This is a genomic window from Burkholderia sp. BCC1208, from assembly GCF_902833095.1.
Classification (GTDB): domain Bacteria; phylum Pseudomonadota; class Gammaproteobacteria; order Burkholderiales; family Burkholderiaceae; genus Burkholderia.
On record NZ_CADFDY010000007.1, the window covers coordinates 1 to 20,487 of the forward strand.

Here is a 20,487-nt window from a genome sequence, read left to right on the forward strand (position 1 = left end):
TAAGCTGTTCGGCCGCCGGGTGTCCGGCGCCGGAGGCTGCGATGGCTGCAACGGAGCGGATCACGATGACGATGCGCGAACTGGACCGGTTCAAGGTCATTCAGGACGTGGTGGATGGCAAGCTCAAGCCCGGACGCGCGGCCGAACGCCTGGGCTTGACGGTCCGACAGATCGAGCGTCTGGTGATCCGCTCCCGGGAATCTGGTGCGGCTGGCCTGACCTCGCGCAAGCGTGGCCAACAAGGTAACCGGTTGGCTGGACGATCACCATGACGACGCGGGAGCTGGCTCGTCTGAAGGTTCGTGGGAGCCGTGATCGAGCAGCGTCTGACGCCTTGGCGAGCCGCCGAGCAGCTCGGGATCAGTCGACGGCAGATTGAACGGCTGGTCGCCCGATATCGTGCTGCTGGTCCGGCCGGACTGGTTTCGCCGCGTCGTGGCCGCGCAAGCAATCATCAATTCTGCTCGTCTCAATCTGGAGCGGCGCTCTCACGCACTCAAGCGCTCTCCCCAGGCCAAGCGCTTCGAATCTGAGCGATCGCGCCGCCATGGGCCGCTCCCCCAGGTGCGCAACACGCGCGGGTGGAGCTGAACCTCCCCTTTTTCTCAACGAAAATGACCGATCCGCTCACACTAGGGTTTTCATTGACTGATCCGCTCACTATTTCGGCTAAAATGCACACATCGATCAATTTCAATGATCGAAATGAGCACTTCTGCTGAAGGACATCGGACGGCGCGGTCGCCTGCGCAAGTAGCACGGAATGACGCGTTCAGCGGCGCGATCTTGATCGCCGGCACGCGGCCTCCGCTGATGTCGACATAACCCTTGGGAGACGGTGATTCCGCCCGCCGTTCCTTCCGCGATGGAGCAAGCATGTCAATTTCGTTCAAGGGAATCGTTCCCGCGCTGATCACGCCGATGACGGCGGACGAGAATGTCGATGAAGACGGTCTGCGCGCGCTCGTCGAACGGCTGATCGAATCGGGCGTGCACGGGCTCTTCGTGCTCGGCACCAATGGCGAATTCATCGCACTGAATGAAGGTGAGAAACTTCGCATCGCGCGCATCGCGGTCAGCCAGGCCCGCTCGCGCGTACCGGTGATCGCGGGCACCGGCGCCTATGCGACGCGCGACGTGATCGACCTGAACCGGAAGATGGCCGAGGCGGGCGTGGACGCCGTGTCGGTGATCACGCCGTATTTCAACGGCGCGACCCAGCCCGAGCTCTACGCGCACTACAAGAAGATCGCCGACGCCACGCCGCTACCGGTCATGCTCTACACGATTCCCGCGAAGGCGGGCATCACGCTGACGGTCGATACCGTGCGCCGACTGTCGGAAATTCCGAACATTCGCGGCATCAAGGACAGCGGCGGCGACTTCGACCGCCTGCTGCAACTGATCGACCTGCGGCGCGACGACTTCTCGGTCTTCACCGGCACCGACTCGATGATTCTGTGGACGCTGATCGCGGGTGGCGACGGCGCGGTCGCCGCAACGACCAATGCCGTCCCGCATGTCGTCATGTCGATTTGGAACAGGTTCCAGGCGGGTGATATCGCCGGCGCCCGCGAGGCTCAGGAATCGTTGCGTGCGCTGCGCGATGCGTTCGCGCTGGGGACGATGCCCGTCGTGCTGAAAACCGCCGCGCAGATGCTCGGAATGCCTGCCGGCCCCGCACGGTCCCCCGCCCTGCCGCTCGACGCCGGCGCCCGCGAGCGTCTCTCGCAGGCGCTGTCCATTTATCGCGACGCCGCGCGCGGCCACTGAAACGGATCATCAGCATGACCACCTATCACTTCCAGACCGTCAAGCACATCGTCCACGGCGCCGGCAGCCTCGCCACGCTTCCCGACAAGCTGGCGCTGCTCGACACGCCGGTCGAGCGCATCGCGCTGATCACCCAACCGTCGATGGAAGCGCTCGGCATCGCCGATCGCGTGATCGCATCGCTCAACGCGAAGGACATCGACGTGCGCATCATTCGCGGCGTCGAGCCGGAGCCGACCATCGGCAACGTCGAGACGGTCTACAACGAGCAGATCGCGCCGTTTGCGCCGCAAGCGATTTTGTCGATCGGCGGCGGCAGCGTGCTCGATGCGGCGAAGCTGTTCGCGGTGCGGCTGACCAACGACGAACCGCTGCAGAACTGGCTGGGCATCGATCTGATCAAGCAACCCGGCGTGCCGATGATTCTCGTGCCGACCACCGCCGGAACCGGCTCGGAAGTCACGCCCAACGCGATCGTGACGCTGCCGGACGAATCGTTGAAGGTAGGCATCGTCAGCCGTCACCTGCTGCCGCAAATCGTCATTCTCGATGCGGAGCTGACGCTCGGGCTGCCGAAGCCGATCACGGCCGCGACCGGCATGGACGCGTTCGTTCACGCACTCGAATCGTACATCTCGACGAAGGCGAACCCGATCAGCGACATGTATGCGATGGAGTCGATGCGCCTGATCGGCGCGAACATCGTCGAAGCGTACGACAACGGCCAGTCGCTGAAAGCGCGCGAAGCGATGATGCTCGGCTCGATGTACGGCGGCCTCGCACTCACCGCCGCCGGCACGGCAGCGGTGCATGCGCTCGCCTACCCGCTCGGCGGCATGTTCAACGTCACCCACGGCGTCGCGAACGCGATGCTGCTGCCGCACGTAATGGCCTTCAATCTCGATGCGATCGAGGGCCGCCTGTCGAACGTTGCGCGCGCACTCGATCTGGCCTCGAAGGCCGATTCGGACGCGGCCGCGGCACGCAAGCTGCTCGTCAGGATCGAGGAATGGACGGCCGCCGTCGAGATTCCGCAGGACCTGCGCAAGTTCGGCGTGTCGGAAGAACATCTCGATGCGCTCGCGGTCGCGGCATCGAAAGTCAAGCGCCTGCTCGGCAACAATCCCAAAGCGCTGACGCTCGACGACATGAAAACCATCTACCGCCGCCTGCTGCCGTGAATGCGCTCGCACGGCATACAGCCCGGCTTCTGATCATCGCCGACGATCTGTCGGGCGCGGCCGATTGCGCGGTGGCCGGGTTGCGTCACGGCCTGACGACGATGGTCCTGCTCGACGCCGGGCATGCATCGACATCGACGGACGGTGTCGACATCCTGTCGATCGACGTCGATTCGCGCCGCGCATCGAAGGACGTGGCGGCCCAGCGCAATGTCGCCGCGGTCGAATCGTTGTCGGCTGCCGGCACGCGCCTCTACAAGAAGGTGGACTCCACGCTGCGCGGCAACGTCGCAGCGGAAGTCGCCGCGCTCGCATCGCACCTCGGCATGGCGATCGTGTGCCCGGCCTACCCGGCCGCCGGCCGCACCACCCGCGACGGACGGCAATGGGTGCGCGGCGTGCCGGTCGAAGCAAGCGAATACTGGCGCAACGAGCACATCGTGGGCAAAGCCGACCTGGTTGCGCTGCTGTCCGCCGAGCATCTGCGCGTCGCGCATGCGGGATTCAGCGAGGTGCGCAGCAGTGAGCCGGGCGCACTCGCTGCTTACATTCGGCAACTGCAATCCGACGGCACGCAGGCCGTCGTATGCGACGCGGAGTCCGACGACGACCTGCAACGCATTGCCCGCGCATCCGCGACGCTCGACGACGTGTTCTGGGTCGGCTCGGCCGGCCTGGCTCCCGCCGTCATCGAAGCACTGGCGCTACCGCGCAGCGTGAGCGGTCCGGCGACCGACGATCAGCATCCGCACGGCCCCGTGCTGACGGTCGTCGGCACCATGTCGAGCATCTCGCATGCGCAACTGGACTGCCTCAAGGCGAACGCCGGCCCTCATCTCGTTGCACTCGAAGTCGCCGTCTCCGCGCTGGACGATCCGCAAAGCGACCTGACGACGGTCGTATGCGACGCGCTGCGCCGTGGCGAGCACGTGGTGGTGTCGTTGAGCCAGACGCACCGCGGGGACGTAAAGGACGGCCTGCTGTTCTGCAACCGTCTTGCATTGCTGCTGGCGCCCGCCATGCCCTACGCCGGCGCGCTCATCGCAACCGGCGGCGAAACGGCGCGCGCACTGCTCGCCGCGGCCGGCGCGAGCGCGTTGCGCGTCGTCGACGAAATCGAGGACGGCATGCCGCTGCTCGAATGCCGGCTGCAAGGAAAAGCACTTCCCGTCGTGACCAAGGCGGGCGGCTTCGGCCAGCCCGAGTCGATCCATCACGCCTGGCGTCGGCTTGCGCAGGAACGCAAGACAGCCGACACCACTCAATCCAATCAGTGAAGGAAGCTGCCATGGACAATCGTCCCATCATCGGCATCACCATGGGCGACGCGGCCGGCGTCGGACCGGAAATCATCATGAAGAGCCTTGCCCATGCGGCGGTGTACGACCAGTGCCGCCCCGTGGTCGTCGGCGACGCCGCGCGGCTGCGGGATGCCGGCCGCCGCGCGGGCGTCGATCTCGACGTTCGCACGGTCAGCCGGCCCGCCGAAGGCGCGTTCCGTGTCGGAGTTGTCGATTGCATCGATCTCGCGCTCATTCCGGCGGACCTGCCGTACGGAAAGCTGTCGCCCGTCGCGGGAGATGCCGCATATCAATACATCGCGCGCACCGTGGAGCTGACGTCCAAAGGCGAACTCGACGCGATCTGCACCGCGCCGCTCAACAAGGAAGCGCTGCATGCGGGCGGCCATATTTTCCCCGGCCACACGGAAATGCTCGCGCATCTGACGGGCATCGACGAGGTGTCGATGATGCTGGTCGCGCCCAATCTGCGCGTGATTCACGTGACGACGCACATCGGGCTGCTCGACGCAATTCGCAAGATCGAGCCGGGGCTCGTGCAGCGCACGATCGAACGCGCGCACGACACGCTGGTGCGTGCCGGCATCGCGAATCCGCGCATCGGCGTGTGCGGGATCAATCCGCATGCCGGCGAGAACGGCCTGTTCGGCTACGGCGAAGAGGAACAGAAGATCGTTCCGGCGATCGAGGTTCTTCGGGCGCGCGGCTGGGACGTCGAAGGCCCGCTGCCGGCCGATACGCTGTTTTTCCGCGCGGGGCGCGGCGATTTCGACGTGGTCGTCGCGATGTATCACGACCAGGGACACGGGCCGGTGAAAGTGATGGGCCTCGAAGCCGGCGTGAACGTGACGGTCGGCCTGCCCGTCATCCGCACATCGGTCGACCACGGCACCGCCTTCGACATCGCCGGCAAGGGCATCGCCGACGAACGCAGCCTGCTGGAGGCATTCCGTCAGGCCGTGGACCTCGCGACGCGGCGCAACGAGTCGTCGCCCGTCGCCACCGCCGCGTAAGCGGAGGACGCAACGACACGCACTATCCGCGGGCGACATCGGCAGGCACATGCCGGATCGCTCGAGGCACCGAACGCACATCAACCGAAGGTAACGTGGAGACAAGCGATGGCCACCTTCAGTTATTGGGACACAGCCACCATCATCGGGATGGTGATCGCCTACATCGTCACTACCAGCCTCATCAGCATTCGTCTGCGCAGCCGCAATTCCGAGCAGTTCATGGTGGCCGGGCGCTCGATGCCGGCGCTGGTGGTCGCGATCCTGCTGATGTCGGAATTCATCGGCGCGAAATCGACGGTGGGCACCTCGCAGGAAGCATTCTCGGCCGGCATCGCCGCGTCGTGGTCGGTGCTGGCGGCGGCCATCGGCTTCCTTTTCTTCGGTCTGTTCATGGCCAAGCGGCTCTATGCGTCCGGTGAGTTCACGATCTCCGGATTCATCGCGCAACGCTACGGCCATGGCGCGAAGCTCGCGGTCTCGGCGATCATGATCTACGCGCTGTTCGTCGTGAACGTCGGCAACTACGTGAGTGGTGCGGCGGCGATCTCGACGGTCATGCATATCAACCTGCCGACGGCCGCCATCATCACCGCGACCGTCAGCACGATCTATTTCGTCTGGGGCGGCCTCAAGAGCGTCGCGTACCTCACGGTCGTTCACAGCGCGGTGAAGCTGCTCGGCATCGCGATTCTGGTCGGCGTCGCATGGAAGTTGTCCGGCGGCATTGCGCCGATGGCGCAGCACATGCCAGCGCACTACTTCACGTGGACGGGCGCGCTGTCCGGCGGAACGATCGGCGCGTGGATCATCGGCACGGCCGGCGCGATCTTCTCGACGCAGTTCATCATCCAGGCCATCTCGGCCACCCGCAGCCCGGAGGGCGCCCGTGCATCGTCGCTAATGGCCGCGCTGCTGTGCGTGCCGATCGGGCTCGCGCTCGGCTTCATCGGCGTGGCGGCGAAGTACCTGTATCCCGACATCAAGAGCCTGTACGCCCTGCCGGTGTTCCTGCAGCACATGAACCCGATCCTGGCCGGCGTCGTCACGACGTCGCTCGTGGCCTCGATCTTCGTGAGCGTCTGCACTGTCGCACTGGCCATCGCCTCGCTGATCGTGAAGGACTTCTATGTGCCCCGCTTCAATCCGACGCCCGACGTCGAACTGCGAATGACGCGCTGGATTTCGCTGATCGTCGGCTTCCTGCCGCTGATCTTCGTGCTGTTCGTCCCGCAAATCCTCGCGTTGTCGTTCTTCAGCCGTGCGCTTCGCCTGTCCGTATCGGTCGTCGCGCTGATCGGCATATACCTGCCGTTCTTCAGCGGCAAGCGCGGCGCCGTGTCGGCACTCATCGTCGCGACGATCGCCACGACGCTCTGGTATCTGCTCGGCAATCCGTTCGGCATCGACAACATGTACGTCGCGCTCGTGACTCCGGCCATCGTGCTGATCGTCGGCAAGCTGCTGTTCCATGGCGAGAGATCGGACCTTCGCGACAAGCGGCTCACGCATCGCGAATCGCACTAACGTCGCCACTCGAGAGACATTTCATGAGCACGAATTTCGTTGAAGCGGCGAGCGCCGCGTCGGATCATCGCGTTCGCACCGCGTATGCCGACGCGGAACGGCAGGAAGCGTTCCTGCCCACCGCGTGCGTGCAGAATCACGCGGCCAACCTGCACTGCCTCGACAACGGCGACCTGCTGTGCGTATGGTTCGGCGGCACCCAGGAAGGCATTCCGGATGTATCCATCTACCTGTCGCGTCTCGCGGCCGGGACGAACGAATGGTCGCCGCCGCGAAAGCTGTCGTACGACCCGACCCGCTCCGAACAGAATCCCGTGCTGTTCACCACGCCGGACGGCCGCCTGTGGCTGATCTACACAGCGCAGTTGTCCGGCCACCAGAACACCGCGATCGTGCGCCGTCGCGTGTCGACGGACAGCGGCATTACCTGGGGCCCCGTCGAAACGTTGTTCGATCGCCCGGGGACCTTCGTGCGCCAGCCGATCGTCGCTCTCGACAGCGGCACGTGGATTTGTCCGATATTCCTGTGTCGCACGGAGCCCGGCGAGCGATGGGTCGGCAACGACGACGTCAGCGCGGTGATGGTGTCCGACGACCAGGGCGTGTCGTGGACGCTGCATGAAGTGCCGCATAGCGTCGGGTGCGTTCACATGAACGTGCACGTACTGCACGACGGTTCGCTGCTCGCGCTCTACCGCAGCCGTTGGGCGGACTTCGTCTACGCGAGCCGCTCGACGGATGGCCGCACGTGGAGTGCGCCCGCACCGACCGACGTGCCGAACAACAACTCGTCGATTCAGTTTGCAGTACTTCATAACGGGCACCTCGCGCTCGTATTCAACGAAAGCGATGCGTCGCACGGCAACGCGCGCCGCGCTTCCCTGTACGACGACATCGAAGATTCGGAGGACAGCGGCGAGCTGCGCGACCAGAAGGCGTCCTCCCGCGGCACGGCCTTTTGGGGCGCACCGCGCGCGCCGATGTCGCTGGCGATCTCCGAGGACGGCGGCAGGACCTGGCGGCGCCGCCGCAACCTGGAAATCGGCGACGGCTACTGCATGACGAACAACTCCTCGGACCAGCGCAACCGGGAATATTCGTATCCGTCGATCGTGCAGTCGCGGGACGGCACGTTGCACATCGCGTTCACGTGGTTCCGCCAGAAGATCAAGTACGTGCGCGTCGACGAGGCGTGGGTTCGCGGTCGATGATCGCTGTCGCGGCAAATGGCGGGTCACTGCCGCAATTCGATAAACTTGTCGGTCGCGAGGCGCGAACTTGCGCGCCCATTCGATCAGACCAGGACATCACGCACATGAAAGTGACCAGGCGCCGGGAGGCGATGCTGCAGGCCGTGCTCGGGGGCATGACGGACGTTGCGACGTTGTGCGAGCACTTCGGAATGTCGGAAGCGACGGTTCGACGGGATCTGCGTGCGCTGGCGAGCGACCGGCGCATTCTTCGCACGTACGGCGGTGCCGCCGCGGTCGGCGGCCACGAGCCGGAACTCTCGCTCGAGGAGCGGCGCGTCAGTTCGCAGGAACAAAAGGAGGCGATTGCGCACGCGGCGAGCGCGTTCGTCGAGGACGGCGACACCGTGTTCCTGGACGGTGGCACCACGACGGCGGCGCTGGCACGGGTGCTTGCCGGCCGGACCGAGGTTCACGTCGTCACCAACAACCTGCTGATCGTGAGTGCCCTCGCGTCGTCCGGCGTTCCCGTGACGGTGATCGGCGGCGACGTCCGGTCGTCCAGCATGAGCACGCTCGGGCCGCTCGCGCAGATCGCGCTGAGCCGCCTGAGCGTCGACAAGGCGTTCCTCGGTGCCGATGGCGTGGTCGCCGAACTCGGCTTGTGCGAGGCAAGCAGCGAGCAGTCGTATCTGAAGGAGTGCGTGATGCGACAGGCCGCCGAGGTTTTCGTGCTCGTGACCGCGGACAAGCTCGGGCGCGCTAGCCAGCAGCACTGGTCGCCACTGGAGCGCGACTGGACGCTCGTGACGGACGATGCGGCTCTCCACGAGCAGCTCGAACCGTTCCATGCGCAAGCGCGGGCCACGGTTCATGTCGTCGGTACGAAGGCCGCGTCGGCATCCGGTGGTTCATCGCGGAATCCAACCTAGTAGGAGCGAGCGTGGGTCGATTGGAGCAGTCGGGTTCGGGTTTGCGCCATGCCGTCGTCACGGGCGCATCGTCGGGAATCGGTCGCGCCATCGTCGATCGGCTGCTCGCCGACGGCTGGCGCGTCACGGGACTGTGCCGGTCGCACGTCGCCGCGACTCGCGATGCGCTGAAAATCGTGTCGGTCGACGTCACCGATTTCGCTGCGCTCGGGCCCGTATGCGATGAACTGGGCGCGGTCGACGCACTCGTGCATGCGGCCGGCTTCATGCGCACCGCACCGCTCGGCCAGCTATCGCACGAGGACGGCGCGGCGATGTGGCGCCTGCACGTCGAGTCCGCCATCTTCCTCGCCGATCGTCTGGCGCCGCGGATGGCGGCCGGCGGCCGCATCGTGCTACTGGGCAGCCGTACCGCCAACGGCGCGGCCACGCGCAGCCAGTATGCGGCGACCAAGTCCGCGCTGATGGGTCTCGCGCGGTCGTGGGCGGCGGAACTCGCGCCCGACGGCATCACCGTCAACGTCGTCGCGCCCGGCGCGACGGACACGCCGTTCCTGCGCGATCCTGCGCGCGCGGCAACACCCCCGAAGCGTCCACCGATCGGGCGATTCATCACGGCCGAGGAAGTCGCCGCGTTGACGGGCTTTTTGCTGAGCCCTGCCGCAGGCGCGATCACCGGGCAACAGATCGTCATGTGCGGCGGTGCATCGCTTTGACGCGGCGAGATCAGCGCCTCCGCCAATCGCTCCGGTTCAACACGGAACCCGACCGCCCCACACCGTTGCACCGCATCGAACTCAACGAAATGCTTCGGCAAACCGGTATGCGTTGAAGTCATTCTCGCCAGCACGCTGATGATCTCGGACGAGTTCCCGGAATACGATCTCTTCGCCCTTGACCCGGACGGCAACGCGCCGATGGCGCTCCATCTTCATGTCGACGGCGCCGATGCGACGATCGCCGCCGCCGTCGCGGCCGGCGCGCGCGTGACGCGTGCGCTCCAGGACCAGTTCTACGGCGAGCGTTCGGGCCGGATCCGCGATCCGTTCGGTTACGATTGGCTGATCGGGCATACGATCGAAGCGGTCGAACCCGACGAAATGCAACGGCATTACACGGCGCTGCTGTCCGGCGATCAGTAAGCAATTCGGACGGCATACCCCGAGCGATCACTCCGACATCCGCGATGCACTACCACCCCGACGACATCAGCCGGCTTTTCCTCGGTATTCCGCCGCTGCAGTTGAACCGCCCCGCGCCGGCCGAACGGTTTCTCGCCGTCGCCGTCGATACCGGCGTCGAACTCCGGCAGGTGCTGCGCGACTACCCGCATGTCCGCTACCAGCCCCTCGACTTCCACTATCTATGCCAGCAAAGCCTGTCCGCGCTGGACGACGCGCTGCTGGCCGACCTGACACGTGACATACGGCATGGCTGGCGCGGCGCGCACTGGGCCGCGCTGCTGATCGCGTTGTCGGGCAACGCGCGTTATCTGCCGCACCTCGACGAGGCCAGGCGCCACCGCGGCGTCGAATGGACCGCCGAGCTTGCCGAAGCTGCATCGGCAGCCAATGCGCAATCGTCGGCCTGCCGTTGCTGCCGGTCGATCGTGCAGTTGCGCAAACAACTGGCCGAGTTGCCGCGCGTCGTCGTGCGGTTGAGGCCCTGGTTTTCACCCGAAGCGCTCGAAGCGAGGGCAAACGCCGTTCGCATTGCCTATCGAAGCGGCGGCGCCGATGCGGCGCTGCCGATCGCCCGTCGCTAGGCGCTCGGCCCACCCTCGCGCGCTGACGCGCCGAATCCCACGCCCCGCCACGCACGCCTCCCTCCCCGACCGCTTCCCGCAGTCGCCGCATCTCGATTCCGAGCGATTCCGCAGAGGACCTTTCCTGCGCAGCGCCTTAATCGACCGCCGCCCGATCTCCAATAATGGCCGCTCGATCCATCGGCCGCCAGGCCGGTCCAACAACAACAAACACCTATGCATTCCTGTCAATCGAACCAGCATGCCGGCGCACGCGTCGCGGGGACCGTCATCGCCGCCTGCCTGACCGGTTTCGTGCCGGACGTCGCGCTTGCCCAGAGCAGCGTGACGCTGTACGGCCTGATCGACACGTCGATCACCTACTCGACCAACCAGCGCACGCGCGGTGCCGGCTCGCCCGGCAGCGGCGGCGTCGCGATGACGAGCGGCGCGCTGAACGCATCGCGCTGGGGGCTGCGTGGCCGCGAGGATCTCGGCGGCGGAACGGCCGCGGTCTTCGCGCTCGAAAACGGTTTCTCGGGCACCACCGGCAAGCTGTCGCAGAAAGGCGTCGACCTGTTCGGCCGCCAGGCGTGGATCGGCTTGAGTTCCCAGACGGCCGGCACGCTGTCGTTCGGCCGCCAGTACGACCTGATCCTCGATTTCGTGACGCCGCTTGGCGCGTCCGGCCCCGGCTGGGGCGGCAACCTCGCGGTTCACCCGTACGACAACGACGATTCGAACCGCAATCTGCGCATCAACCACGCGGTGAAGTACACGAGCCCGATGGTTCGCGGGCTGAGGTTCGGCGCGATGGTCGGGCTCTCGAACACGGCCGGCCAGTTCTCCAACAACGCGGTGTGGAGCACGGGCGTGTCGTATGCGAACGGGCCGCTGAAGCTCGGCGCCGGCTACCTGAAGATCAGCCGCGACCGCAACGCGCCGAACCCGGACGGCGCGCTCAGCACGGTCGACGGTTCGGCGACGATCACGGGTGGCAACCAGCAGATCTGGGCGATGGCCGGGCGTTATGCATTCGGGCCGCACTCGGTCGGCGCCGCGTGGTCGCATTCGACCACCAACGGCGTGACGGGCGTGCTTCAGGGCGGCAACATCGTGCCGCTGAAGGGCGAATCGCTGGTTTTCGACAACTTCACGATCGACGGACACTACTTCGTCACGCGTGCGCTGAGCGTCGCCGCCGCGTACACGTACACGATGGGCCGCTTCGACACCCGCACGGGCCAGACGCGCCCGAAATGGAACCAGGTCGTCGCGCAGGCCGACTATGCGCTGTCGAAGCGCACGGATGCCTATCTCGAAGGCACGTACCAGAGCGTGAGCGGCGGCAACGGCAATCCGGCGTTCAACGCGACCGTCTGGACCTTGACGCCTTCCGCGAACGGCAACCAGGCCGTCGTCGCGCTGGGGCTGCGGCACAAGTTCTGACGAAGCCGCGTGCGCCGCGGCCTCATGCGGCCTCATGCGGCCGACCGACGGCATCCGGCAAGGGCTCCCCGCATCACCCCGCTGTCCGCTGTGGCGTGCGGCACATACCGCACCCCGCTGGCGATAGCAAGAATGCCTCCCGACTGTCGCGTTTGCGCAAAAAATGCGGAGAAACTGGGCACGTTGTGACATTTTTCCTAATCTATTTGCAGCGACGCCGCGATCCGGCGTTCCGGTCGCAACATTCTTTCATCTGGCGCACCACCGGCTTACGAGCCCGCATCACGGCAACGGAGCCGGACCTTTCGCGCCATGGCGGCCGGACAGCTGCGTGCGGATGGCACGCGCCACGCTTTCAATGCAGTCAACCGCTGGAGACGAACGATGAGCAAAATGAACCGAATTGCGGTCCTGGCAACTTTCGTACTGCTTGCCGGTTGTCACAACGCGGCGAAAACGCCCGAGAATGCCGGCGCGGCGCCGCAGCCCTCGAGCGAAACCGTCGCGACGGTGACGGCCGACGATCTGAACAACCCGAACAGCCCGCTCGCCAAGCGCAGCATCTACTTCGATTTCGACCAGTACTCGGTGAAGCCCGAATTCCAGTCGCTGCTGCAGGCGCACGCCGACTACCTGCGCAGCCACCCGGCGCGGCACGTGCTGATCCAGGGCAACACCGACGAGCGCGGCACGTCCGAATACAACGTCGCGCTCGGCGAGCGCCGCTCGCAGGCCGTGATGAGCGCGCTTGAAACGCTTGGCGTGCAGGCCACGCAACTGGAGGCGGTCAGCCTCGGCAAGGAGAAGCCGGTCGCGCTCGGCCACGACGAGGAAGCGTGGGCGCAGAACCGCCGCGCCGATCTCGTCTATCGTTGATCCAGGCGCCGCCGCCGCGGCGATACGTAAAAAGCATGGAATAACTGCGCCGCCGAAACGTCTTTTCATCGCGCAGACGCGCGGTTCACGCGAACCGCCTTTCCTGTGGCCTGCGCGTTGCAAGGAGATTGCAATGAAATCGGCAACGTTGGCTGCGGCACTGATCGCGGCGCTGGTGCTCGTGCTGTCGGCGAGCTGTACGTCGTCGGGCAGCGGCGTGTCGCAAGGACCGGGCATGAGCCGGTATGGCGGCTCGGGAGGCAGCGGAGGCGGTGGCGGAGGGGGCGGCGGCTACTGACGCGCCGCGGCAAGGAAAACGGGGCGACGCATCGCGCGCGCGCGCCGGAAACCGGTTGCCTCGCCCGCGACGCCCCGCCCCCGGGCACGACTCAGCGCATCGCCTTCACGTCGGCCGGCGTGACGCTCGCGGGCTGGCCGCCCCACGTCGCGCGCAGGTAGTTCGAGAGCTGCGCGAGTTCGTCGTCGCTAAGCGTGCGCGCGAAGCCCGGCATCGGCTGCAGGTTTTCGAAGCCGGCGAACTTCTGCTCGTCGATGCCGTCGAGCATCGCGACCAGCAGGTTGCGCGGATCGCCCTGGCGCACCGTCGAGTTGCCGTTCATCGGCACCGCCACGTGCGGCTTGCCTTCGCCGTTGAAACCGTGACAGCCGGCACAGACCGCGAGATACACCGAGCGGCCGGGGGCCAGCTGCGCGGCGTCGGCCGACACCGGCTTCACCGGTTGCGGCGCGGGCGGCGTATCGCCGAGCAGGTACACCGACAGCGCGCGCAGGTCGTCCTTCGTCAGGTACTGCGTGCTCAGGTGCACGACCGGATACATCTCGCCGAACGCCGAGCCTTGCGGCGCGATGCCGGCGCCGAAGAACGTCTGCAGGTCGGTACCCGTCCACCCGCGCGCGGCCAGGCCGGCCGGCGTGATGTCGGGCGCGGCCACACGGCCGAGCGCCGCCCCCGCGAACGGCTTCGCACCGTCGAGCTGCCCGGTGAACGCGCGCGGCGTGTGACATTCCGCGCAGTGGCCGAGCGCACCCGCGAGATAGCGGCCGCGCTGCCAGTCGGCGGATTGCCCGGCCGACGCGTCCGGCAGGCTGTCCTTCAGGAACACCATGTCCCAGAAAACCATGCCGAAGCGCAGGTTGTACGGGAACTTGAGTTCATGCGCGCGGTTTTCCTGCGCGACCGGCTTGATCGTCATCAGGTACGCGTACATCGCGTCGGTGTCGGCACGCGTGAGCTGCCGGTACGACGTGTACGGCATCGACGGGTACAGGCGCTTGCCCGGCGCCTTGCCGTCGTGCAGCGCGGCGTAGAAGTCGTCGGCGCTCCAGTTGCCGATCCCGTGATCCTTGTCGGGCGTGATGTTCGAGCCGTAGAACGTGCCGAACGGCGATTCGAGCGCCGCGCCGCCGGCGAACGGCGCGCCGTCCTTCGCGGTGTGGCACGCCGCGCAGTCGGCGGCCTTGACGAGATAGCGCCCGCGCGCGATCTGGTCGGCGCCGGGTGCGCCGGACGCCGCGCTCGACGCCGGCGCGTCGTGGCCGCCGCAGGCGGCGAGCAGCAGCGCGCAGGCCGCCGCGAGCGCGGGCAGGCCCGCGGCCCGTGCGACACGATGAGCGAATGTGCGTTTCATGCGGCGTCCTTCACGAGTCCCGGCGTCGTCAGCACCACGTCCTTGACGGCTTCGTAGTAGCGGACATAGCCCGTGCAGCGACAAAGATGCGCGTCGAGCGCATCGGTGATCGTGCGCTCCACGTCGGCCTTCGCGATCGGCTCGCGCTTCAGGCGTTCGATCAGCACGGTCGCCGCGTTGACGAAACCCGGCGTGCAGTAGCCGCACTGGAAGCTGAAGTGCTCGAGGAACTTCTGCTGGATCGGCGACAGCTCGACCACTTCCCCGGCTTCGTTGCGCTTCGCGTGGCCTTCGATCGTGCGGATCGAACGGCCGTGGAAGAAGTGCGCGCCGGTAATGCAGGTGCGCATCTCCTCGCTCGTGCCGTCCGGCTTGTCGACGATCACGACGCACGCGTGGCAGATGCCCTGCCCGCAGCCGAGCCGCGAACCGGTGAGGCCGGCGTACTCGTGCAGGAACTCGATCATCATCAGCCCTTCCGGCACCTGCATCGGGCCGACGGACTTGCCGTTGATCCTGACCGACAGCGGCTTCTGCTGGAACCGGACGAGCGGACGCTCGACGGCAGCCGATGTCGATGCCGGCGCGGCAGGCGCGGACGCCGGTGCGGCGGAAGCCGCGGTCGGCGCGACAGGCGCGGACGCCGGTGCGACGGAAGCCGCGGTCGGTGCGGCAGCGCCGGTCGCAGCCGCGCCGGCGCTCGCGGCCGAAGCCGCGGTTTGGGCGGTCGTCATGCGAGCACCTCCTGAATCTTTTGCGGGGTCACCGGCAAGTCGGTGAAACGATGGCCGATCGCGTGCGCGATGCCGTTCACGATCGCGCCGACGACAGGGATCATCACCACTTCGGCGACACCCTTCGGCGGATCGGTTTCGGACAGCGGCGGCAGCACGTCGTCCGTCTGCGTCCAGACGGCGACATCGGACGCGCGCGGCAACTGATAACGGTTGAAGTTCCACGTGCCGTTGCCGGGGCCGTCCTCGTAGAGCGGCAGGTATTCATGCAGTGCATGGCCGATGCCCATCGCGAGACCGCCCTGCAACTGGCCCGACACGAGCTGCGGCGAAATCTGGTTGCCGCATTCCATGATCGAGTGGTGCGTGAGCAGTTCGACCTTGCCGGTCGCTTCGTGCACGGCCAGCTCGACGAGCGTGCCGACCGCCGTGTAGTACGTGACGGCCGCGTTGTTGCGGCTCGTCGGCGGGATGAACACGCGCTTGCGATCGAGCACGCGATAGCCGTTCGCGGTCGGCGGCAGCGTGCCGCGCAGCGCGGTCGCGCCCGACGGTGCGGCGGTGCCCGGCACCGGGCCGTCGTCGGTGCCCGTCTTCGGCGCGCCGACACGCAGCGACAGCCCGTCGATCGGCAGACGCTCGACCGTGCCGCCCACGTCGAACTCGGCGTCGGTCCACTGCCAGCGGTTGAACACGTGCACGACGGCGCCGGTCGGCAGGCCGAGCGCATGCGCCTGCTTCGCGAGCTGCTCGAACGTCAGCGGCTCGAGGCCGTCGGCGGTCAGCTTGCCGTCGACCCAGCGCGCATCTTCGATACGAATCGTGTACGGCGCGGCCTGGCCGCCGCCCAAGCCACGCGTCCAGATCGACATCGCGGCCGGCCACAGCCCGTAGCGGAACACCGCGCGCGCGGCCTCGCGCGTGCTGTGCGTGAAGTAGTACGCCGAATTCGTCGCGCTCGACGGCGACGCATAGCCCGGCGACCAGCGCGGGTTCGCGCTCAGGCGGTCCTGCTCGGCCTGCGACATCAGGTACGGATCGCCGCTCGTCTCGACCGGCAGGTCCGGCCATTCGGTCAGGGCCACGCGGACGTCGGTCGCCGGGCGGCCGAGCCATTTCGCGACCGCGACGGCCTGCGACGTCGACATCCCCGTGCCGATCTCCGCGGCCGTGTGTTGCAGCGACACCTTGCCGTGCGCGTCGAATTCGACCTTCGCGAACGATGCTTCCGCGCCCGTGCCGAAATCCTTCTGCACGCACGCGAAGCCGACGCCGTAGCGCTTGCCCGGATGCGCGGCCTCGAATTCGGCCTTGCGCGCGGCGCGGCGCGTCCACAGCGGATGCTGCTTCGCACGCTCCAGCACTTCGTCGACGCGCAGCGCGCCGGCGGGAATCGCGCCCTGCGTGTTCTTCATCCCCGAACGCAGCGCGTTGCGCAGACGGAAGTCGATCGGATCGATGTTCAGTTGCGCGGCGATCTCGTCGATCGCCATCTCGGTCGCGGCCATGCTCTGCAGCGTGCCGTAGCCGCGTGCGGAGCCGGCGTCGATCGCGCGCGACGCGATCGCGACCGCCGCGAGGTCGCTCTTCGGGAAGTAGTAGATCGATTGCGCGGCGGTGGCGCCGACCATCGCGACCGACGGCGAGAAGTTCGAGCGCCCGCCACCGTTCGCCTCGAAGTCGCCCTTGAACGACTGCAGCAGGCCCGTGTTGCGGTCGACCGCGATCCGGTAATGCATCTTGAACGCGTGACGCTTCAGCGACGTCTGGAACTGTTCGTAGCGGTCGTTCGCGAAACGCACCGGGCGGCCGTCCGCGTACAGCGCGCACACGAGGCCGTAGAACGGCACGTTGCAGTGATCCTTCGAGCCGTAGCCGACCGTGTAGCACGGATGCACGAACAGCTTCTTCACCGGGAAGCGGCATTTCGCGACCATCGCGGCGGCGTTCTCCGACACTTCGAGCGGCGACTGGGTCGGCACGACGAGGTGCAGCGCTTGCGTCGCGGCGTCGTACCAGCAGTTCGCGTTGTCGGGTTCGAGCGCGGCCGTATCGACCGACTGCGTGTTGTATTCGCGGTCGAACACGAGCCAGTCGGCGGACGGATGGTCGAGCTCGCCGGCGATCTGCCCGGCGAGGAACATGCCCTGCTCGTCGAGCTTGCCGTGCTCCTTGCCGTCCGGCCAGACCGGCAGGTGCTTGCGCATCATGCTCGGGAAGATCGGCGCGTCCTTCAGGCTCGAATAGACGTCGTCGTCATAGGCGGTCTTGCCGCCCACACGCACGTAACGGAAGGTACCCCACGGATCGCGCTCGAGCGGGCCCGTGACCGTGCCGTAGCGGATCACGTCGTCGCGGAACTTCAGCGCATTCTTCGCGAAGCGGAAGCGCGCGAAGTCGTGATAGATCAGGATCGCGACCGCATGGCCGAGATACGCGGGCGTCTTGCCGGCCGGCAACAGCATGTCGTCGCCGTAGAACGCCGGGAACGCGACGCCGTCGCGCGCGAGATCGTCGGCGGTGACCACGCGGTCCGGCTTCAGCTCGTCGCCGAGCAGCGACAGGTCGAAGCCTTCGTACGTACGATCGGCCTGCGTGACGCGCAGGATCATCGCGTGCGACTGCTGCTGCGGCCAGTGCGGCATGTCGGCGGCGCGCACGTCGCGGGCGAATACTTTCGAGCCCGTGACCTTCGCGATACCGTCGATGCGGAATTGAGGGATGCCGGTGACGCTATCCCATTTGACGGGAGTGAGGAGTTTTTCTTCGAAGAGCGCCGCGAACGCGCGGCTGCCGATGGGCGCGACATACACCGCGACGCCCGCCAGCACGCTGGCTTTCAGAAAACCCCGCCGTGACAGGCCGTGGTTTTTCATTGGGGGAACCTCCTGAGGCGGCTCGGACGGCGATCGGGTGTCGCGGCGTTCGGAGCGGCGCGCATTCTGGCATTGTTTTTGATATATCGCCTATAGTATTTCCCGCATGAAATACTTATCGAAATTCTTATAACGGGACTCAGCCGGGCTGCGGCGGGTGGTCGCGGGGGCGATTCGTTGTTCGTTTGCGTGCAGCTTGCGGCCGCCGCGCCGGCTTCGCGGTCTGCGGTCGGCCGCCGCACATCGTTCCGTTCGCAACGATGCTGCCTTCGCGCCGACGAATCCGCAAGCCTCCCGCAGCCGTGGTTTACGACTACCGCGCGAGGCGGTGCGCGGTGCTGCCGGGCGGCCCGCGACGCCGGTTTTTCATGGTAATGTCGTGCGCATCCGGCTCGGCCGGGCGCCCGCCACGTGCCGTGCGGATGCCGCCAGCCATCGCGACATCGTGTCGAGGTCAACGACCATGGCAGTCAGGGCATCTCTCCTGAACTCCGTTCTCGCCACTCCCCCCTCCGGCAATCACCGCGTGACGGCCGCGCTGCGTCCGTCGATGCTCGTGACGCTGTTCGAGGACGTGCGCCCGATGGCGATGTCCGGGCTCGCGAGCGGCTTCGTCGCGGCCGTCGCGCTGATGCGGCTGCAGCAGCTCTGGTGCCTCGTATGGCTGATCGTCGACATCGCCCTGCTCGCCACGCGGCTCTCGATCGCGCGGGCCTACGCGGTTCGGCGCGACGCCGGCGACGACCGTACCGAATACTGGGCGAGGCGCTATGCGCCCGTGTCGCTCGTCGCGTGCTTCGTGCTCGGCCTCGGCGTGATGGGCTGCGTGCAAGCCGCCGACGTCGAGCTCGGCACGCTGTCGGTAATGGTCGCGGGCGGCGTGTTCGGCGGGATCGCGTCGCGCAATTCGGCGCTGCCGCGGCTCGCGATGACGCAGGTCGCGCTCGGCGTGCTGCCGATCGGCGTCGGCGCGCTGCTGGCCCATCGGCCGGGCGCGTGGCTGCTGTTGCCGCCGCTGGCGATCTATCTCGCGGCGATGCGCACGGTGGTGCAGCGCCACTACCGCGTGCTCGTCGCGCTGATCGCCACGCGCCAGCGCAACGCCGAACTCGTCGCCCGCTTCGACGCCGCCCTCACCTACATGCCGCACGGCCTGTGCATGATCGACGACGAGAGCCGCGTGATCGTCGCGAACCGGCGCACCGCGCAACTGTTCGGCTCGCCGCGCGAGATCATGCTCGACACGCCGCTGCCGGCCGTCGTCGCCGCGCTCGGCGCCAATGCCGTGATCGATCCCGGCGGCGCCGGCCTCGCCGTGCAGTGCGACAACTGGCTGAACCGAGACGAACCCGGGTCGCTCGACATCACGCTCGCCGACGGCCGCCAGCTCGAACTGACGCGCCACCGCGTACCGGACGGCAACGCGGTGATCATCGTCGAGGATGTCACCGCGCGCCGCCAGACCGAACAACACATCCGGCACCTCGCGCGGCACGACGCGCTGACGGGCTTGCCGAATCGCCACGAACTGCATGCGCAGCTCAAGCGGATGCTCGCGCGCCGGCCGCGGCTGCCGAGCCCCGCGTTCGCGGTCATGTATCTCGACCTCGACGGCTTCAAGTCGATCAACGACCGCTTCGGCCACCAGGCCGGCGACGAAGTGCTCACGCAGGTCGCCAGGCGGCTCGGCAAGACGCTGCCGCCGGGCGAACTCGCCGCACGCATCGGCGGCGACGAATTCATCGTCGCGATCGACGACACGACGATGCATGCGTGCTCGATTCTCGCCGCGCGCATCATCCGGCAGATTTCGGCGCCGTACACGCTGTCGATCGGCCAGACCGTCTGCATCGGCATCAGCATCGGCATCGCACTCGACGACGGGCACGGCTCGCCCGACGAGTTGATCCGGCAGGCAGACAGCGCGCTGTACGACGCGAAGTCGGCCGGCAAGGGCATCTACTGTTTCTATTCGAGCGGCAGCCGCCGCGTGGCGCCGGTTACCGCAAACTGAGGCGACGACGCGCGCCGCACCGCGCATTCCCCTTTCCGCATTTCCGTCACCGCGTCCGCCGCATCCTCCCGACGATTCAATTCCGAAACGTTTTGCCGGTTCCCACGTGGCGCCGCGCGTTCGCGTGTCACGTGACGTGTTCCGTAACATCGCTGTCCGGCACGCCCAAAGATGGCTGCAGAAGCCCGCACGATCGCGGCAGAGGGCGGTATTTCGAGGCTGGCACTC

The 20,487-nt window shown here is 66.9% G+C and carries 18 protein-coding genes and 2 pseudogenes; 16 read left to right on the top strand and 4 right to left on the bottom strand.

Annotation, left to right across the window (positions count from 1 at the left end; all coding sequences use genetic code 11):
* Nucleotides 1-41: 41 nt before the first annotated feature.
* Both HWX09_RS17335 and HWX09_RS17340 read left to right on the top strand, forming a co-directional pair.
* Nucleotides 42-239: pseudogene (locus HWX09_RS17335) on the top strand (helix-turn-helix domain-containing protein); the annotation flags it as partial.
* Between the two features lie 29 nt (nucleotides 240-268).
* Nucleotides 269-458 (top strand): annotated as a pseudogene (locus HWX09_RS17340) (helix-turn-helix domain-containing protein); the annotation flags it as partial.
* Between the two features lie 183 nt (nucleotides 459-641).
* On the opposite strand, the gene HWX09_RS17345 reads toward HWX09_RS17340, so the two are convergent.
* Nucleotides 642-878 (bottom strand): hypothetical protein, encoded by a 237-nt coding sequence (locus tag HWX09_RS17345; RefSeq protein ID WP_155257260.1) that lies wholly within the window; start codon nucleotides 876-878, stop codon nucleotides 642-644.
* On the opposite strand from HWX09_RS17345, the gene dapA reads away from it, so the two are divergent.
* The 13 genes from dapA (at nucleotide 877) to HWX09_RS17410 (ending at nucleotide 13,284) form a co-directional block, all read left to right on the top strand.
* Nucleotides 877-1,773 carry a 4-hydroxy-tetrahydrodipicolinate synthase gene (gene dapA, locus HWX09_RS17350; protein ID WP_027780696.1) on the top strand — a complete coding sequence of 299 codons (897 nt, stop codon included), beginning with the start codon at nucleotides 877-879 and terminating at the stop codon, nucleotides 1,771-1,773. The genes HWX09_RS17345 and dapA overlap by 2 nt on opposite strands.
* A gap of 14 nt (nucleotides 1,774-1,787) precedes the next feature.
* Nucleotides 1,788-2,954, top strand: coding sequence for an iron-containing alcohol dehydrogenase (locus HWX09_RS17355; protein WP_027780697.1), 1,167 nt, complete (start codon nucleotides 1,788-1,790; stop codon nucleotides 2,952-2,954).
* Entirely contained in the window at nucleotides 2,951-4,231 is a 1,281-nt protein-coding gene (locus HWX09_RS17360) for a four-carbon acid sugar kinase family protein (RefSeq protein WP_027780698.1), read from the top strand. Before HWX09_RS17355 ends, HWX09_RS17360 begins: the two co-directional genes overlap by 4 nt.
* 11 nt (nucleotides 4,232-4,242) lie before the next feature.
* The gene (pdxA, locus tag HWX09_RS17365) at nucleotides 4,243-5,268 is read left to right on the top strand and encodes a 4-hydroxythreonine-4-phosphate dehydrogenase PdxA (RefSeq protein WP_027780699.1); all 1,026 of its coding nucleotides are present in this window, start codon (nucleotides 4,243-4,245) and stop codon (nucleotides 5,266-5,268) included.
* A 108-nt stretch (nucleotides 5,269-5,376) separates the two neighbouring features.
* Nucleotides 5,377-6,795 carry a sodium:solute symporter family protein gene (locus tag HWX09_RS17370; protein WP_027780700.1) on the top strand — a complete coding sequence of 473 codons (1,419 nt, stop codon included), beginning with the start codon at nucleotides 5,377-5,379 and terminating at the stop codon, nucleotides 6,793-6,795.
* A 23-nt stretch (nucleotides 6,796-6,818) separates the two neighbouring features.
* On the top strand, nucleotides 6,819-8,006 hold the full coding sequence (locus HWX09_RS17375) for an exo-alpha-sialidase (RefSeq protein WP_027780701.1): 1,188 nt from the start codon (nucleotides 6,819-6,821) through the stop codon (nucleotides 8,004-8,006).
* A gap of 104 nt (nucleotides 8,007-8,110) precedes the next feature.
* A complete protein-coding gene (locus HWX09_RS17380) occupies nucleotides 8,111-8,917 on the top strand; it encodes a DeoR/GlpR family DNA-binding transcription regulator (RefSeq protein WP_027780702.1) in 807 nt (268 codons plus the stop codon).
* A gap of 11 nt (nucleotides 8,918-8,928) precedes the next feature.
* On the top strand, nucleotides 8,929-9,633 hold the full coding sequence (locus HWX09_RS17385; protein ID WP_027780703.1) for an SDR family oxidoreductase: 705 nt from the start codon (nucleotides 8,929-8,931) through the stop codon (nucleotides 9,631-9,633).
* Between the two features lie 201 nt (nucleotides 9,634-9,834).
* Nucleotides 9,835-10,059, top strand: a complete 225-nt coding sequence (locus HWX09_RS17390; RefSeq protein ID WP_230469034.1) for a VOC family protein — start codon at nucleotides 9,835-9,837, stop codon at nucleotides 10,057-10,059.
* Between the two features lie 44 nt (nucleotides 10,060-10,103).
* Nucleotides 10,104-10,682 (top strand): hypothetical protein, encoded by a 579-nt coding sequence (locus HWX09_RS17395; RefSeq protein WP_027780704.1) that lies wholly within the window; start codon nucleotides 10,104-10,106, stop codon nucleotides 10,680-10,682.
* Between the two features lie 216 nt (nucleotides 10,683-10,898).
* Nucleotides 10,899-12,110: a porin gene (locus tag HWX09_RS17400; protein WP_027780705.1), complete on the top strand. Its 1,212-nt coding sequence runs from the start codon at nucleotides 10,899-10,901 to the stop codon at nucleotides 12,108-12,110.
* Between the two features lie 384 nt (nucleotides 12,111-12,494).
* Entirely contained in the window at nucleotides 12,495-12,986 is a 492-nt protein-coding gene (pal, locus tag HWX09_RS17405) for a peptidoglycan-associated lipoprotein Pal (RefSeq protein WP_027780706.1), read from the top strand.
* 133 nt (nucleotides 12,987-13,119) lie between these two features.
* Entirely contained in the window at nucleotides 13,120-13,284 is a 165-nt protein-coding gene (locus HWX09_RS17410; RefSeq protein WP_034185218.1) for a hypothetical protein, read from the top strand.
* Nucleotides 13,285-13,375: 91 nt separating this feature from the next.
* On the opposite strand, the gene HWX09_RS17415 is transcribed toward HWX09_RS17410, so the two are convergent.
* Genes HWX09_RS17415 through HWX09_RS17425 form a run of 3 tightly spaced genes read right to left on the bottom strand, consistent with a single transcriptional unit; the run spans nucleotide 13,376 to nucleotide 18,245 of the window.
* Nucleotides 13,376-14,635 carry a cytochrome c gene (locus HWX09_RS17415; RefSeq protein WP_027780707.1) on the bottom strand — a complete coding sequence of 420 codons (1,260 nt, stop codon included), beginning with the start codon at nucleotides 14,633-14,635 and terminating at the stop codon, nucleotides 13,376-13,378.
* Nucleotides 14,632-15,369, bottom strand: coding sequence for a (2Fe-2S)-binding protein (locus HWX09_RS17420; RefSeq protein ID WP_027780708.1), 738 nt, complete (start codon nucleotides 15,367-15,369; stop codon nucleotides 14,632-14,634). Before HWX09_RS17420 ends, HWX09_RS17415 begins: the two co-directional genes overlap by 4 nt.
* The gene (locus HWX09_RS17425) at nucleotides 15,366-18,245 is read right to left on the bottom strand and encodes a molybdopterin cofactor-binding domain-containing protein (protein WP_027780709.1); all 2,880 of its coding nucleotides are present in this window, start codon (nucleotides 18,243-18,245) and stop codon (nucleotides 15,366-15,368) included. The genes HWX09_RS17420 and HWX09_RS17425 overlap by 4 nt, the downstream gene beginning before the upstream one ends.
* A 463-nt stretch (nucleotides 18,246-18,708) precedes the next feature.
* Here HWX09_RS17425 and HWX09_RS17430 point away from each other — a divergent pair, with 463 nt between their 5' ends.
* Nucleotides 18,709-20,259 carry a sensor domain-containing diguanylate cyclase gene (locus HWX09_RS17430; protein WP_027780710.1) on the top strand — a complete coding sequence of 517 codons (1,551 nt, stop codon included), beginning with the start codon at nucleotides 18,709-18,711 and terminating at the stop codon, nucleotides 20,257-20,259.
* Nucleotides 20,260-20,487: the final 228 nt, after the last annotated feature.

Bases quoted from the DNA above. Each gene is read 5' to 3' on its own strand.
- HWX09_RS17370 (WP_027780700.1), top strand. From the start codon at position 5,377: ATGGCCACCTTCAGTTATTGGGACACAGCCACCATCATCGGGATGGTG.
- HWX09_RS17415 (WP_027780707.1), bottom strand. From the start codon at position 14,635: ATGAAACGCACATTCGCTCATCGTGTCGCACGGGCCGCGGGCCTGCCC.
- dapA (WP_027780696.1), top strand. From the start codon at position 877: ATGTCAATTTCGTTCAAGGGAATCGTTCCCGCGCTGATCACGCCGATG.
- HWX09_RS17355 (WP_027780697.1), top strand. From the start codon at position 1,788: ATGACCACCTATCACTTCCAGACCGTCAAGCACATCGTCCACGGCGCC.
- HWX09_RS17425 (WP_027780709.1), bottom strand. From the start codon at position 18,245: ATGAAAAACCACGGCCTGTCACGGCGGGGTTTTCTGAAAGCCAGCGTG.
- pdxA (WP_027780699.1), top strand. From the start codon at position 4,243: ATGGACAATCGTCCCATCATCGGCATCACCATGGGCGACGCGGCCGGC.
- HWX09_RS17420 (WP_027780708.1), bottom strand. From the start codon at position 15,369: ATGACGACCGCCCAAACCGCGGCTTCGGCCGCGAGCGCCGGCGCGGCT.
- HWX09_RS17400 (WP_027780705.1), top strand. From the start codon at position 10,899: ATGCATTCCTGTCAATCGAACCAGCATGCCGGCGCACGCGTCGCGGGG.
- HWX09_RS17430 (WP_027780710.1), top strand. From the start codon at position 18,709: ATGGCAGTCAGGGCATCTCTCCTGAACTCCGTTCTCGCCACTCCCCCC.
- HWX09_RS17410 (WP_034185218.1), top strand. From the start codon at position 13,120: ATGAAATCGGCAACGTTGGCTGCGGCACTGATCGCGGCGCTGGTGCTC.
- HWX09_RS17380 (WP_027780702.1), top strand. From the start codon at position 8,111: ATGAAAGTGACCAGGCGCCGGGAGGCGATGCTGCAGGCCGTGCTCGGG.
- HWX09_RS17375 (WP_027780701.1), top strand. From the start codon at position 6,819: ATGAGCACGAATTTCGTTGAAGCGGCGAGCGCCGCGTCGGATCATCGC.
- HWX09_RS17395 (WP_027780704.1), top strand. From the start codon at position 10,104: ATGCACTACCACCCCGACGACATCAGCCGGCTTTTCCTCGGTATTCCG.
- HWX09_RS17345 (WP_155257260.1), bottom strand. From the start codon at position 878: ATGCTTGCTCCATCGCGGAAGGAACGGCGGGCGGAATCACCGTCTCCC.
- HWX09_RS17390 (WP_230469034.1), top strand. From the start codon at position 9,835: ATGGCGCTCCATCTTCATGTCGACGGCGCCGATGCGACGATCGCCGCC.
- pal (WP_027780706.1), top strand. From the start codon at position 12,495: ATGAGCAAAATGAACCGAATTGCGGTCCTGGCAACTTTCGTACTGCTT.